Here is a 13,958-nt window from a genome sequence, read left to right as displayed (position 1 = left end):
CATGCACCTGGATTACGTGATGAGTAGCTCATAGTGGCTTACGTGCTGAGGGAGGATAGGGGCCGGTACCTCTCCATAGCCCACTCACTTGGTAACCCGCTTGTTTATCACCCGTAAGAAGCAGTCGATAATAAAAAAACTCGTACCCCTTGTTGGCCCTTCAGAAAGATATTGATGGCACGCTGACCGGATATTGGCTCAAACTCTATAGCTGAAACCTCTGCCGGTTTTGTTTTTGGGTGCATGCGAGCCTCTTCCGCGGTAATTTTCTCTATTGATACGTCCTGCTGTGTTTGTGGGGCTAACAGAGCGCGTGCCGCGACATAATCGGATTTCATGAAGGCAATTTCGGCAAATTCTTGAGCTGTTTTTCCGGGCGATGATGGATCATGAGCGATGATGTTGACGTTGCAGGGCGTGAAAGCAAAACAGGCAAGAATAATGGGCAGTAGGGTAATCGGCTAGGCACAATAAATCCTCTTACACAATTGAAATCGTCGATTCAATTTCGAAGTTATTCGCAATGCATCTGGGAGAGGTCGGGCTGAGCTTGTGCAGCTCAGATGCCGATTGTACATGACTTTAAGCGTTTGCAAATTTCAATCTTTGATCGATCTCTTACTCAATCATCCGACCTTCAAGTCAACGGTACCTATTCCAGACTTTCGGCGTGCTGGTTCACACTCATGTTAGTTGAATCGGCTTAAGAAGCGTGAATACCACGCCTGAATTCGAAAGTCCAAAGCAGCGCTTCTCGAACCCGCATCAGTACCTCCCCCAGCAGATTCAGACCGAGCCACTGTGATCGATCCCGCGCCCGGGGGTCGTCCGCGCTCAAGCCGATTCCCCATATCCGATCGTGCGGCGAGGCTTCAACGAGAGTCGTCCCTCGAGTGGAAAAGAGTAATTCTCGCTGATCTTCATTCTGACTGAAGCGGGCATAATTGGCAGTGAAGACGATCCCTTCTCGGAACAGTACCCACACCGATTCGTCATACCCGCGCACTCTCCGACCGATCTCCTGCTGCTCGCGCGGAGTTTCTGCAGCGAGGATTCGACCAGCCGCTTCCCGGTCGCTGAATAGAAGGGCTTTGGCATACATCATGTACTGTTCCGCATGGGTGAAGGTGATTCCTCCCAGAACGAACGGGGCATGCTGCCACTGACTGAGGCGATGTTTCCAGAAGAATGTGAATTGCTCGGCCATCGTACCTCCCTCATCGAACTCGATTGACCTAAGACTTCGATTACGTGAAATAGACTCGACAGATAGCGTACTCCGAGGGTTCAACCGTTAATTTCGAGGAATAAAAGTGACTGCTGCAGCAGTCCTCCCCCTCCCCCCAGCCGGCAAACTTCCGCTTTTCGTTAATTCCCCGCCGCCGCGACCTATCTGGCGCGCGGATTTAGACTTAGGATAACGATCCCCCGGCTCTGTCAATTTGGCAGAATAGGAAGTCTCTCTTGCCCAGTTCGGCGGGATAAGCCATGATCTGAGTAGAAAATTTGACCAATAATACTGCGAGAATTCTCGCAATTATTGTCTGGTACGATTTTTGCTCTATTACTTCCTACTGACCAGCCAAAGTCTCAGGACGAGACATCCGATTGTCCATTATTTCAATCGACAATCGGGATGAGGTATTTGCGATGACGGCCACCCTGCCCCAACGCGATCTGCACATTCTCATCACCGACGATGATCCGAACATGCGCGCCATGCTGCGGGAAATCGTCGAGGCCGTGGGCGCTTTCAAAACTCATCTGGCAGCCAATGGCAACGAAGCCTGTGAGATTGCTCAGTCCGAAACGGTCCATCTGGCCCTGCTGGACTACCAGATGCCCCAACTGACGGGGATGGAAACGCTGCAGCTGCTCCGACAGATGCAGGAAGTACTCCCGGCGATACTGATTACGGCCGACGCCACCCTGGAACTGGTCCGCAAGGCCATGAATGCCCAGTTCTACAGTGTGATACCGAAGCCGTTTTCTAAAAATGTGGTGACCACGACCGTAGTGCGGGCACTCATTCGATTCTATGGCGATAACGTGGTGGAAAATCCGAAGAACGGCGAACCCCCGGCCAGCAAGCCGGCGGAACCGGCCGCAACCACCCCTGATAAACCTCTGCAATAGTACTACTCAAGGAGTAATGAATGAAAGTTGTACCCCTTAACGACAAGATCGTTGTCGAACGTCTGGAAGCCGAAACCAAGACCGCTGGCGGCATCGTGCTGCCCGACACGGCCAAGGAAAAACCCAAACAGGGCAAGGTGCTCGAACTGGGTGAAGGCAAATTGCTCGACAGTGGCAAGCGAGCCGTTTTCCAGGTGAAGAAGGGCGACAAGGTTCTGTTCACCAGCTACGCCGGCAGCGAAGTGAATGTCGACGGTAAAGATTACCTGATCATGACCGAAGACGACATCCTGGCTGTAGTCGGCTAATCGACCGGCTACTCACAGAAAAATCTTAAGGGGGGAATCGACTGGATCAGTTCGATTCCCCCCTCTTTTTTGCCTCCTCAAGAACTGGAAATCTTTGCCTGCAGCTGTGCGATTCGCGTCTGCAAGGCCGTGAGGCGCGTACTGATATTTGACAGCTGTGTCTGAGCGATCGTTAACTGCTCGCCGCTGAGATTCGCTTCCTTGGCCTGAATGTTGGCCTGTTGCGTCTGCAACCGAACCACCGTCTGTTGCAGAGCCGTGAGCTGCTGGCTTAAAAGTGCCTTATTGACGGTTGTGTTCGAGGATGTCGCCGTGCTGGTTCGGGCGGTAGTACTCGTGCCAGTACTGGTGGTACCGGTTGTCGAGGTGGATGGTTTGTTGCCCGTGCATTTTCCCGTCGCGGTGGAATTCGTCGAGTTCGACGACTGCGAGGAATTGCCACTCGCGGCAGTGGATCGAACTGCTCCGCCTCCCCGTTGCCCGCCGCGGCCTTGAGCGGAAGCTTCCCCGGCGAATCCCGCCAGAAGTGCGAAAGCGATCAGTGCCTTCGGAATCGAAAAATAGTTCATCTGAAAAATCCTCGCAACCCGCCTGAGATGTTGGGAAGTGAACGCACGTCCGAAAAACTGGGCGCGGGTTGCCGACGCCAAGTAACCTTTTCGGAAATGGATTCGATGGCAGGATCGCCAAAAACGATCCTCAATCTCTTACAAAGTGCGAGTCGCGGAAAGTTCCTTACCAGCCGAAGTTGAAGACGAAGTTATCTCTACGATGCGAGTTGGTAGAGCTTCCCGTAAGGGAAGAGTTCGTCGTATCGATGACCGTCACTGTCGTGGACTTGGTAGCCGCTGAAGAGTAAGTCACGCTAAACACATGCGAACCGCCATCGGCCAGCGTAAATGTGTAGTCCGCCGGTAAAGTCGCCCCACTATCGGTGCTGGTGAAGTGGATGGTACCCGTGTAAGTTGGTACCACCCGATTATTCGCATCCAGAGCGACCACTAGATATTGCGCGGTGGTACTGCCGTAGGCGCTGGGCAGTTGGATCAGTGCGAAGTGCGTTGCCACCAGATCGGCTTTCACATTGACCGTAACCGACCCCGTGATACTGGGGCTGGCGGTATCGGTGGCCGTGAGGGTCTCGCTGCCGATGGTGGTAGAAGTAATCTGGAACGTATGGACACCTTGATCGGCGGAAGTGAAGGTATAATTGGCCGGTAAAGTGACACCCGTCGCGGCTGTGCTGAACTGGATCGTCCCGGTATAGTTGGGTACCACTCGGTTGCTGGCGTCGAGTGCCACCACGGTGACCGATTCAATCGCCCCGCTGTAGACATTCTTCTGCGTCAGCAGAGCAAAATGGGTAGCCACCAGAGCCGGGTTCACAGTCACTGAGGTACTTCCCGAGAGGGTGGAGGTACTTGTGTCGGTGGCCGTGATGGTTTCGCTACCGGTGCTATTGAGAATGACGCTGAATTCGTGCCGGCCATGGTCCGCCGCGGTGAAGGTGTAAGTGGCGGGCAGCACGGCAGCGCTATCGGAACTGGTGATTTGAACCGTTCCCGTATAGTTGGAAACCGGCCGGTTATTCGCATTGAGGGCAATGATTTCCACCTCGCGCGCGGCCCCCGCCGTGGTCTGCGGCGAGGTGATGACGGCAAAGTGAGTGACCACGGAATTGGCGGTTGTAGAGGAAGAGTAGCTACCAATCAGATCGCGAATGTCGGGATAAATACCTATTAATCGAGAGGCATTTGGAACGATTCGATCATCGAGGGCCTGGAGTTTTAGAAGCGTTTTTGATTCGGGCTTTTTAGGGTTCTGGAGAGCTTTCTTCTTTCGAATGCGTAAAGCCTGGGAATAGAGACGAAGCCACCGTTCCAAAAACATGCGCATGCTCCTTCGTTAAGGCAAAATGCCCGGAATTTTTTGAAAAAAGAGTCGAGAGCCTGAAAAGACGATCCATCCCTGATGAGCGGTTTGTCTCGGCCCGAACGGCCGAATTCAGATCACCACTCGAATCTGGCTCCTACAGGAATAGTCGACGGGGTGATGGCCAAGCGGGCGCAAAAAAGAAGCATTCAGTCCGTAAGATTTCTTAAAAAATTTTTTCTATTCTAAAATTTATATTGGGCAGTAAGAGTAACTTTCGGGTACTCTATAACTACGGTCTTCTTTGTGTTGGATTATTACGTTATGGCTTCCCCTACCCATAAAGTTCGCGGTCCAGAGTCTATCGAATCTCGAATCGTGCCAACCGGCGGAATGGTCTTGCCCGGTTTTCCTGGAAACGATTTTGATTCTCATTTCGCCGATCGCGTAGCCGCAAACTTTTCGGTCCTCGATCACACATATACCAATCCCCAATCGTTTTTCGCACCAGACGATCGCGCGAGAGCTTTTGATCCCGGCGCTGACCCGAGCCTGAAAGGCTGGCAAGGATGGTCGATGAGTCCCTCGTCGGCACAGATCAACTTGGCTCCCCAGACGGCCCCAGATCTCGCTCTGCCGCTCAATTCGGCACCGGTTAACTCGTCTATATTCAATTCGACACTGGGTTTGGAACCGGGCAGCGCCCCTTCCCCGCACTTCGTGCGCATTGCGACTTCAGTGACGAGCCGAATCAACACCACGCCGCTCGCCGATGTGGCAATATCGCTGAAAGAACCGCTGGAATTTAATGGCAGCCGACTGACCGGGTTGACCACGGACCCCCTCAATCACCTGCTTTCCCCGGCAGATTCCCATAACGGTTCTAGTAACCGATCAGATCTGATCGTGGATGTACCCGGCCGGGCGGGCACTTCGAGAATCGAATCCGAACGGGCGGGCGGCATTCCATCGATGAGCAATGCCGTCGAGTACCCGGAATCCAAGGATATGAAGCCGGAGTCTCCGTCCGAAAATATTCTTCCGAATGGGCGTCTGGAGAATCAGACCATTACGGCGGAGAAACCGCAAAGCAAACCTCTCGAGGGACTGATTTCCATCGATCTCAACGATCTGGAAGAGAGTGCCCGTCGATTGTTGCAGCAATTTTCAGGCTTGGATTTGAGTGAATCTCAGGAAAACGCCTGGGATCATTACTTGTGGCTGGCCTCGGCCTTTCTTGGAGCGGGCGGGGTCGCGTATACTTATAAGTCCCATACTTCGCGACGGACCGTGGACTGCTTAATGCCCGGCACCGAGTTTCTGATCGCCCGGTAGAGATGCGGCCAATGCTTTCGGATGATCTGCGGCAGCGCTTCCATGGCGGTGAACCGGCCGCGGTGGAAACCCTGTTTGAACTCTATACTCCCTATATACGCGCCATAGTCCGTCGGCAGCTCTCGCATCAGTTGCGCACTCAATTCGATTCGACCGACATCATTCAATCCGTCTGGGTTCAGGTGGTCCGTCAGTTGGGCCGGGATGGCTGGCGCGTCCAGGGCGAAGATCAATGGCGGGCTCTTTTGGCCACCATCACCCGCCGGCGTTTAATCGACCGCTATCGCAAGCACTACCGCGCCGCTTCCAATAAGGACAGCAGCATCACTTCCTGGGAATCGCTCGAGGAACAACATCTCGACACCCCCAGCCAGATGATTCAGGCGGATGATCTTTGGGAAAAAATGCTGCGTCTGTGCCCGAGCGAATATCATCCGATTCTCCAGTATCGCCGTCAGGGACTGGCCCTATCGGAAATCGCTGAGAAAATCGGGCTGCACGAAGGAAGTGTCCGCCGGATTCTACGCCGGCTGGCCCGACAGATCGCCTTGAGCGAGGAGCCGCTGAATGAACCGCCGGGCGAGGAGAGCGAAGGATTTCCCGCATGACATCGTCCGTCACCACACCGCCCCGCCGCCCGGATCCACCCAGCAGCTTCACCACCTCCCCTACCGCTCAAGATCAGTTGATTGAATCCCTGGCCGAAGAGATGATTACCGCCTGGCATCGCGGCGAACGGCCGGGAGCGGACCACTATTTGAATCAGCGGCCGGAATTATGGGAAAGCCCCGAGGCCGCCCTGGAGTTGATCGCCGAGGAACTCGCCCTGCGCGAAGAATTTCGCGTCCCGACCGCCACCCTTGAGCTGGAAAATCGCTTCCCCAAATGGATTTCGCAGGTGCGCACACTGCGCGAGTGCCAGCGAATGCTCGAACCGCACTGGGATTCCGCCGATTTCCAATTGCCCGGGGCGCATATCGGGAATTTTCAGTTGATTCAAGAGCTGGGCCGCGGCGCCCATGGCCGGGTCTATCTGGCCACTCAGCCAGAACTGGCTGGCCGGCCCGTGGTCCTGAAAATTGGTCCCGCCCTGGGGGGCGAACATCTGTCCCTGGCCCGGTTGCAGCACACTCATATTGTGCCGCTCTATTCGGTGCACGAACTGCCGGAACGCGGCCAGCGGGCCCTGTGCATGCCCTACTTCGGCAGCACCACTCTCGCAAAAATACTGGCCAAACCCGAATCGAATGTCGGCACTTCCCGGCTGGGGGAGTTCGGCAAATGGCTGCGGCAAGCGCAAACGGAAGAGGAGACTATCTATAGCTCTCCCGGCTCGACTGCTCACTTTCTGGATCAGGCCAATATCCCGGAAGCCATCTGCTGGATCGGTGCGAATCTGGCCGACGCTCTGCAATATGCCCATGTGCGCAACCTGATCCACTTCGACATCAAGGCGTCGAATGTGCTGATCGCCTCCGACGGTGTGCCGATGCTCCTCGATTTTCATCTGGCTCGCGGCCCGTTGAAATCGGGCCAGACCGCCCCGCCACATCTGGGCGGAACGCCAGGCTTTATGGCTCCGGAGCACGAAGCCGCTCTGAAAGCGGCCCAACGCGGGCTGAACATGCCAGCCGATGTTGATGGCCGGGCTGATATTTATTCGCTGGGCATTCTGCTGCGGGAACTGCTTTCGCTGCAAAAAGGGAACTCCGCCGTCAACATTCCCGTTGGCCTGAACGATATCCTCGATCGCTGCACGGAAAAAGATGCGTCAAGACGCTACGATAGTGCCGGTGAACTGGCCAATGACTTGCGCAGGCAACTCACGAACCTTCCCTTGAAAGGGGTGAGCAATCGCAGCCTGATGGAACGGTGGTCGAAGTGGCGCAAACGCCGGCCTTATGCCTTCCCGCTCGTTCTCATCACACTCGCTCTGGGCTGCATCAGCCTGGCGGTCTGGCTTTCAATTCAAAGAATCGAAGGCGATATCAACGCCACTCGGCGCGATGCCCTGCGGCTGATGGATAACGAAAAATATTCCGAAGCGGTGGAAACTTTTCGCATCGCCGAACGACTGGCCGGTCGAATACCTTTTAATTTGAAAATGCGAAACGAACTGCTCGAATCGCGACACCGGGCGGAAAAGGGCCAAGCCGCCAAGGAATTGCACGATTTCATCAGCAAATCCCGGCCGCTATTGGCCACAGAGCAAAATAATCCCGAACAGCTTCGCCAAGTGCTGCAGACCTGTCAGATGCTCTGGTACGACCGGCAGAATTTTTATGCCAAGCTGAATCGGCTTCCTACTCGAAAGATGGAAGAAACGCGCGATCGCGATTTTCTGGACCTGGCGCTACTCTGCTCCGAACTCTCTGAAAGTCTGTCGACTCTTGAAACTCGCCCGCAGGCTCACCAGCAGTCGCTGCAGATTCTGGAAGAGGCTTCGCAACTCCTCGGTTCTTCCCGGGGGTTGCTGCTGCAGCAGGTGCGGCACCTGAAAGCCCTCAATCGCGATGCCGAGGCCGAAGAAATGTTAGCCAAGGCGGCCGGGAAATCGATCCGCAGTGCCTGGAGTTACCTTTACTCCGGGAAAGCGCTCCTGGAACTCGAGGATTATCCTCAGGCGGTTCAGGATCTTAACCAGAGCCTCAGCATTGATCCGAATTCCGTCTGGGCCAATTTCTATCTGGGTAACTGCTACCTCAAGATGGATCAGACCGCCGAGGCCATCGCCGCCTATTCCACCTGTGTGGCCTTAGCTCCTGAGGAGGGCTGGTGCCGTTACAACCGGGGACTCGCGTATCTGGCCGCCCATCGCTTCGATTCCGCGAATGCCGATTTCGAAAAGGCGCTGATGCTCGATCCCTATCTGGTGGCTGCCCATTTGGGGAAAGCTTCCGTTTACCAGCAGCAGTCGCGCTGGGCGGAAGCCGCAACCGAACTGGATCGGGCGCAAGATGGGGGTCGGATACCGCTGGCGGATGTCGAATATCGCCGGGCTCTGAACTATTTACTGCAAGACAAACGTCCCGAGGCTATCGCCAGCTTAAAACGCGCGTTGCAACAGGACCCGAAACATCTCCAGGCCCAGATGCTACTGAAGCAATTCAAGCAGTAGACGGGCTAGCAACATTACGATTGCGCCGGTGCCGGACGCAACCATTGCTGGAGTTGCTGCGTCTCCGCCCCCAAGGGAAAGCTGCGATCGTCGATTTGCGTCACCGGTACAATGCCGACGTTGCTGTTCGTGACGAAGGCTTCAGTGACTTCTCCCAGAAAAGCGCGGGGGATTTTCATCTCCCGGATCGGTAAAGGCGAGCGTTCCAATAACTGTCGGCGCACCGTACCGGGCAGCAGCCCCCCATCGGCCAGGGGAGTGGCCCAGCCATCCTGAAGTCGAACGAACAGATTCGCATGGGCCGCTTCCAGAAGGTTGTCCTGTTCATCCACCAGTAGGCAGGTATCGAAACCTTCGCGCATCGATTGCTGACCCACTTCCAGTCTCGTGGCATACTGGAAGGTCTTCCAAAGCAGGTAGGGGTGCCCTTTTTCCATCGGCAGCGTGCGGGTTTGCAGACGGACCCCGTGCAAAGGCGCGGGCGGCAGCGCGGCCGTCATCCAGACGATGCCCTTTTTCCCGGGCCGACCGGCCGTGAGATTCAGACGAATTACCACGTCCATTTTGGTGAGACTGCGAACGAACTCGCTGACCGCCATGCTATCGGGCAGGCGTTCCGGCTCCACTTCGATTCGCAGCAGTTCGGCCGTTTTTTTCAGTCGTTCGATGTGCATCGACCAAAGCCAGGGCAAACCGCCGATGACTCGCGTCGATTCCCAGACGCCCCGACCGAATAGCAGTCCTTCATCGGCCGGATCGATTTTAAACTGGTCCCGGGAGATCACCTGGCCATCGAGCCAGAGAAGCGAATTGAGTCGCACAACTTCCTGGGCCACCGGAATGGGGACATTCGCCGGTACGTTGATGCCCATTTCCTTCAGCACGCCAATCGGATCGGTCAGCAATTTTTGCTGCGTCGCTGGCTCGGCCCACCAGAAATCTTCCGCCCGGGCCGATTGTTGTTGCACCATCCGTAACTCCACCCCTGATTTGAACCGGAGAATTCGCTTCGAAAGCACTATTCTAGAAACTCCCCTCCCGGACGCGGCCGACGGGGGCGAGATAGATTCCTCTAATACTTGCCTCGTACGGCTCCGTCGATTTCGGACTGGTACAACTGCCGCAAAGCCTGATGAACCTCTTTCGAAAGTCTTGGCAGTTGGCTGGCTTTCGCATTCGATTCCACCTGAGCCAGTTTGGTGGCCCCCGGAATCACGGTCGAGACACTCTCGTCATCCAGAATCCAGCGCAGGGAAAGCTGGGCCATCGGTGCATTCTGTTCGGCTTGAAGGATGGCTTTCACTTTCTCGGCAAAGACCAGTGCCTGTTCATAAGGGAGCCCGGCAAAAGTTTCACCGACGTTGAACTTCTCGCCGTTGGCGTTGTAGTTGCGGTGATCGTTGGCTCCGAATTTCTGGCCGCTTCGAAATTGCCCGGACAGCACGCCGCTGGCCAGGGGCAACCGGGCCAGGATGGCCACCTGCTGAGCCTTGGCTCGGGGAAGTAATTCGTCCTGCAGGCGCTGCCGGAAGATATTGTAAATCACCTGAAGGCTGCTGCAATCGGCCTGCTGAAGACAGATCATCCCCTCTTCGATCGATTCGACGCTGACGCCCCAGTGCTCGATCAATCCCTCTTTTTGAATGGTGCGGATGTGATCGAAAATTTCGCCCTTTTGCAGCTCTTCCAAGGGCGGGCAATGAAACTGTTGCAGCCAGATCGATTCCACGCCGAGTCGTTTGATCGAATCCTGGGTATGCTGGCGGAGAGCGGCGAGGCTAAAATTTTGCGACCAGCCGTTCGATCCATCGGAACGTTTGCACAACTTCGTTGCCACGTAGACTTTGCGAGGACTCTCCAGGAGAAAGCGTTTGATCAGCGTTTCGCTCCGGCCGTTACCATAAATGTCCGCCGTATCCAGGAGATTAACGCCGGAGTCGACCGCTTTATGAAGTATTTCCAAAGCATCGGTGTCACTGACATCCCCCCACTCGGTACCGCCCAACTGCCAGGTACCCAGTGACACTTCAGAGATCGAAGCCCCGGTCCGTCCGAATTTCCTGTATTGCATTTTTCCGCCTTTAGCTTCCGCTGTGCGATGAAGAGTTCCGGAAGTTATGATACGAGCTTAATGGGTCTCTTGCGGGCGCCCGAATTTCGATATTTCAGTAAAAAATCTTACTTTTTTTGCTTCCTAAGTCATGGTGCTACCTGAAATTAGAAAAAGTGAGAAAATTTTGCTCCGAAAGGCTTCTTATTCTGGCTTTTACTTGCAGCTGGAGAAAAGTTGTCCCATAGTTCTGCATAGGAAGCGGTAGTGTTTACTCCAAAGTAGATCTCTTACTCGCAGACGCTTCCTGGAACCTATGCAGAACGAATTGACCGCTAATATTCGATCTCGCAAATCGGTTTTGTTGCGTGCCGAAAACACAAAAGTGGGACGGGACGTAACCAATGACGATACGCTCTCGGCTGCGCCCTTAATTCCCCCTTCCACAAAAACTCCCGTCTTCGCCCCGAACGCTCCTTATCAACTGGATAGCGAGCTGGCGCGCGGTGGAATGGGCACAATCTATAAAGCCTACGATCTGCGACTGGCCCGCAATGTGGCCATCAAGGTTTTGAACGATCGGTACTCGAAAAATCCCGAAGCGGTGGATCGCTTCGTCGAAGAGGCCCAGATCGCCGCGCAGCTCCAACACCCCTGCATACCCCCGATCCACGAAATCGGCACGCTCTCGGATGGTCGGCCCTACCTGGTCATGAAGTTGATTCAGGGTCGCACCCTCACCGATCTGCTTGCGGAGAGAAAAGTCGCGAAGGAGAACTGGCAGCGCGACCTGGCGATTTTCGAACAGATCTGTCTGGCCGTAGCTTACGCGCACGAGCGAAGAGTGATCCATCGGGATCTGAAGCCCTCGAATATCATGGTGGGCGCCTTCGGCGAAGTTCAGGTGATGGACTGGGGACTGGCCCGAGTGCTCGACGCGAGCGAATCCAAGAAAGCACTTCGGGATTCGAAAGAACTCCGGCTCGACGAAAATTGGGTGCGCGATCCGCGCATCGACAAAAATAACGACTGGACCCTGGCCGGATCGATGATCGGCACGCCTACCTTCATGCCGCCCGAACAAGCGCGGGGGGACCGGGACGAAATCGGCCCCCAGTCGGATATCTTCGGCCTGGGAGCCATCCTGTGCGTCATGCTCAGCGGCGAACCTCCCTATAAGGGCCGGACGATCGAGGAGATCCGCTTCCAGGCGGTGCACGGTGAGTTGGACGAATGCCGCGATCGGCTAAAGAAGGTTCCAATCGATCCCGAATGGATCGATCTGGCCTTGGACTGCCTGCAGAGCGATCCGAAAGATCGGCCTCGGGATGCCCGGGTCGTTGCCGATCGTGTCATCCAGATTCGCGCTTTGATCGAAAATCGCGCTCGAGCGCTCGAAATGACCTTAACGCAGGCCGAAATTCAGGCGCGCGTCGAACGCTCCCGCCGGAAAGTCCACACCCTTCTGGCGTTCCTCACGGTAACGGCAATTCTCTTCGCCGCGGCCATCACCATCTGGAAGATTCAGCAGACCGCGGCCCTGGAGCAGGAGGATAAACTCCGCGGGGCCAAGGAAAGCGGCCGGAAGATTGAAATGCGTCGCGAACTCGATGAGTTGCTTCGACAACTGCCGGCGTTGCAGACTCGCGGTATGTGGAATGAAGCGCGGGTGCTGCTGGAAAGAGAATACAATTCCGTTCGATCGATTAACGATTCGAGCATGGAAAAGCAGATTCTGGCAGCTCAAAAAGATTTCGAGTTTCTGCAGAAGCTGGACGCGATTCGGCTGGATAAGGCACTCTGGATCGGCAACAGTTATGCCCAGAAGGAAGCCAGCCCGCGCTACATTCAGTTCTTCAAGGACGAAAACTGGGATTTCACCGAGGAACTGGATCAGGAGGCTCTCGAGCGGATCAAAAATTCCCCCCTGAAAAGCGATATCATCAATGCCCTGGACGATTGGGCGACGGATGAGACCGATAAAGCTCTGGTCGCCCGAATCAACCGCACCATATTCGAAGTGACCTGCGATCCGTTCCGCGATCCCAAATCCTGGAACAACGGCAGTCCGGAACACATCAAGGAACTGGCCAAATCGCTGTTGAGCCGGAAAGCCGGGCCGGGTCTGTTCATCCGCTTGTGCTGGATGTTGAATCAGCAAGGGCTCCCTTCCTTGGAAGTGCTCGAGATCGGTTGCAACCTCCATCCCAATGATTTCTGGCTCCATCTGACGCAGGGCAATTTTTACGCAGAAGCTTACAACAACCCGGAGAAAGCGTGCCTGGCCTTCCGGGCCGCTCTGGCCATCCGCCCGGATTCCTATCCGGCACTGATCAATCTGGGCTACTGTCTGATTGCTACCGGAAATCACGATATCGCCATTCAAGTTCTCGAATCGACCTTCAAGATCAAACCCGATTCGCCGCGGGCGCTGACCAATTTGGCGAATGCCTGGAAAGCCAAGGGCGATGTGAAGAAATGCATCGAACTCTGCAACCGCGTACTGGAAACCGATCCGAACTTCGCCCACGCCTTACTGATTCTCGGCGAGACCCTCGATGATGAGGACCGGACCGGCTTTGCGAAAATGGAAAAACTCCTCCAAAAGGATAGTGGCTTTGTACCGGCCGTTTTAAACCATGCGGCCAAGTTGGGAAATCGAGGTGAAATCGATTATGCCATCCGTTACTTCCGGTTGATCCTGTCCATATCCCCCAAGAACGATCTGGCTCGCGCCAATCTGGCCAATTTGCTGCGGGCGAAAAATTCCCCAGCCGCTTTCAATGAAGCCCGGGAACAAATTCAGGAGAGTTTGCGTCTGAATGATGCGAGTGGTTTCGCGAACTTCGTGCTGGGAATGCTCCTGTACGAAAATTTGCAGCGGGGTCAGGAAGCTCTGAAATATCTCAAGAAAGCGACCGAACTCGAGCCCGGTTCTCTGAATTTCTGTTCCTACTACGCCGCGTGTCTGGCCTCTGTCGGAGAATGGGAATTGGCTCTGGATGAGACTCTGCGTGGCCGCAAAATCGACAATACCGACAGAATTCTCCAATATCTGGAAGAAGATCTCCGCCACCGGTTGCCCTGATACTCTTTCGACTGCCGCAATTTCGAAACCTCCGGGTATTTTTCGGGTTAT

At 55.1% G+C, this 13,958-nt stretch carries 12 protein-coding genes; 6 read left to right on the top strand and 6 right to left on the bottom strand.

The annotated features are described in order from the left end of the window. Positions 1-107: 107 nt before the first annotated feature. Both KIH39_RS21440 and KIH39_RS21435 read right to left on the bottom strand, forming a co-directional pair. Complete coding sequence (locus tag KIH39_RS21440) at positions 108-338, bottom strand: hypothetical protein (RefSeq protein WP_213495265.1); 231 nt, start codon at positions 336-338, stop codon at positions 108-110. 365 nt (positions 339-703) lie between these two features. Then, entirely contained in the window at positions 704-1,207 is a 504-nt protein-coding gene (locus KIH39_RS21435) for an NADAR family protein (RefSeq protein ID WP_213495264.1), read from the bottom strand. A gap of 401 nt (positions 1,208-1,608) precedes the next feature. Here KIH39_RS21435 and KIH39_RS21430 point away from each other — a divergent pair, with 401 nt between their 5' ends. Both KIH39_RS21430 and groES read left to right on the top strand, forming a co-directional pair. Next, entirely contained in the window at positions 1,609-2,136 is a 528-nt protein-coding gene (locus KIH39_RS21430; RefSeq protein WP_246539370.1) for a response regulator, read from the top strand. Between the two features lie 20 nt (positions 2,137-2,156). Further along, positions 2,157-2,444, top strand: a complete 288-nt coding sequence (gene groES / locus KIH39_RS21425) for a co-chaperone GroES (RefSeq protein ID WP_213495263.1) — start codon at positions 2,157-2,159, stop codon at positions 2,442-2,444. A gap of 77 nt (positions 2,445-2,521) precedes the next feature. Here the strand turns inward: groES and KIH39_RS21420 are convergent, their stop codons facing one another. Beyond that, complete coding sequence (locus tag KIH39_RS21420) at positions 2,522-3,013, bottom strand: hypothetical protein (protein WP_213495262.1); 492 nt, start codon at positions 3,011-3,013, stop codon at positions 2,522-2,524. A 166-nt stretch (positions 3,014-3,179) separates the two neighbouring features. After that, positions 3,180-4,334 (bottom strand): hypothetical protein, encoded by a 1,155-nt coding sequence (locus KIH39_RS21415; protein WP_213495261.1) that lies wholly within the window; start codon positions 4,332-4,334, stop codon positions 3,180-3,182. Between the two features lie 306 nt (positions 4,335-4,640). On the opposite strand from KIH39_RS21415, the gene KIH39_RS21410 reads away from it, so the two are divergent. From KIH39_RS21410 to KIH39_RS21400, 3 genes are read left to right on the top strand one after another with little or no spacing between them, the layout of a single operon-like run. After that, positions 4,641-5,651, top strand: a complete 1,011-nt coding sequence (locus tag KIH39_RS21410; RefSeq protein ID WP_213495260.1) for a hypothetical protein — start codon at positions 4,641-4,643, stop codon at positions 5,649-5,651. A gap of 11 nt (positions 5,652-5,662) precedes the next feature. Next, positions 5,663-6,259 carry an RNA polymerase sigma factor gene (locus KIH39_RS21405; protein ID WP_213495259.1) on the top strand — a complete coding sequence of 199 codons (597 nt, stop codon included), beginning with the start codon at positions 5,663-5,665 and terminating at the stop codon, positions 6,257-6,259. Further along, complete coding sequence (locus KIH39_RS21400; RefSeq protein ID WP_213495258.1) at positions 6,256-8,769, top strand: tetratricopeptide repeat protein; 2,514 nt, start codon at positions 6,256-6,258, stop codon at positions 8,767-8,769. The genes KIH39_RS21405 and KIH39_RS21400 overlap by 4 nt, the downstream gene beginning before the upstream one ends. 14 nt (positions 8,770-8,783) lie before the next feature. Here KIH39_RS21400 and KIH39_RS21395 read toward each other — a convergent pair whose 3' ends face one another. Further along, positions 8,784-9,740 (bottom strand): aminotransferase class IV, encoded by a 957-nt coding sequence (locus tag KIH39_RS21395; protein ID WP_213495257.1) that lies wholly within the window; start codon positions 9,738-9,740, stop codon positions 8,784-8,786. A 101-nt stretch (positions 9,741-9,841) separates the two neighbouring features. After that, positions 9,842-10,840, bottom strand: coding sequence for an aldo/keto reductase (locus KIH39_RS21390; protein WP_213495256.1), 999 nt, complete (start codon positions 10,838-10,840; stop codon positions 9,842-9,844). Positions 10,841-11,135: 295 nt separating this feature from the next. Between KIH39_RS21390 and KIH39_RS21385 the strand changes: the two genes are divergently transcribed. Continuing rightward, positions 11,136-13,907, top strand: coding sequence for a serine/threonine-protein kinase (locus tag KIH39_RS21385; RefSeq protein ID WP_213495255.1), 2,772 nt, complete (start codon positions 11,136-11,138; stop codon positions 13,905-13,907). Positions 13,908-13,958: the final 51 nt, after the last annotated feature.

The organism is Telmatocola sphagniphila, assembly GCF_018398935.1.
Classification (GTDB): Bacteria; Planctomycetota; Planctomycetia; order Gemmatales; family Gemmataceae; genus Telmatocola; species Telmatocola sphagniphila.
This window is presented reverse-complemented; position numbering and strand designations above follow the sequence as displayed.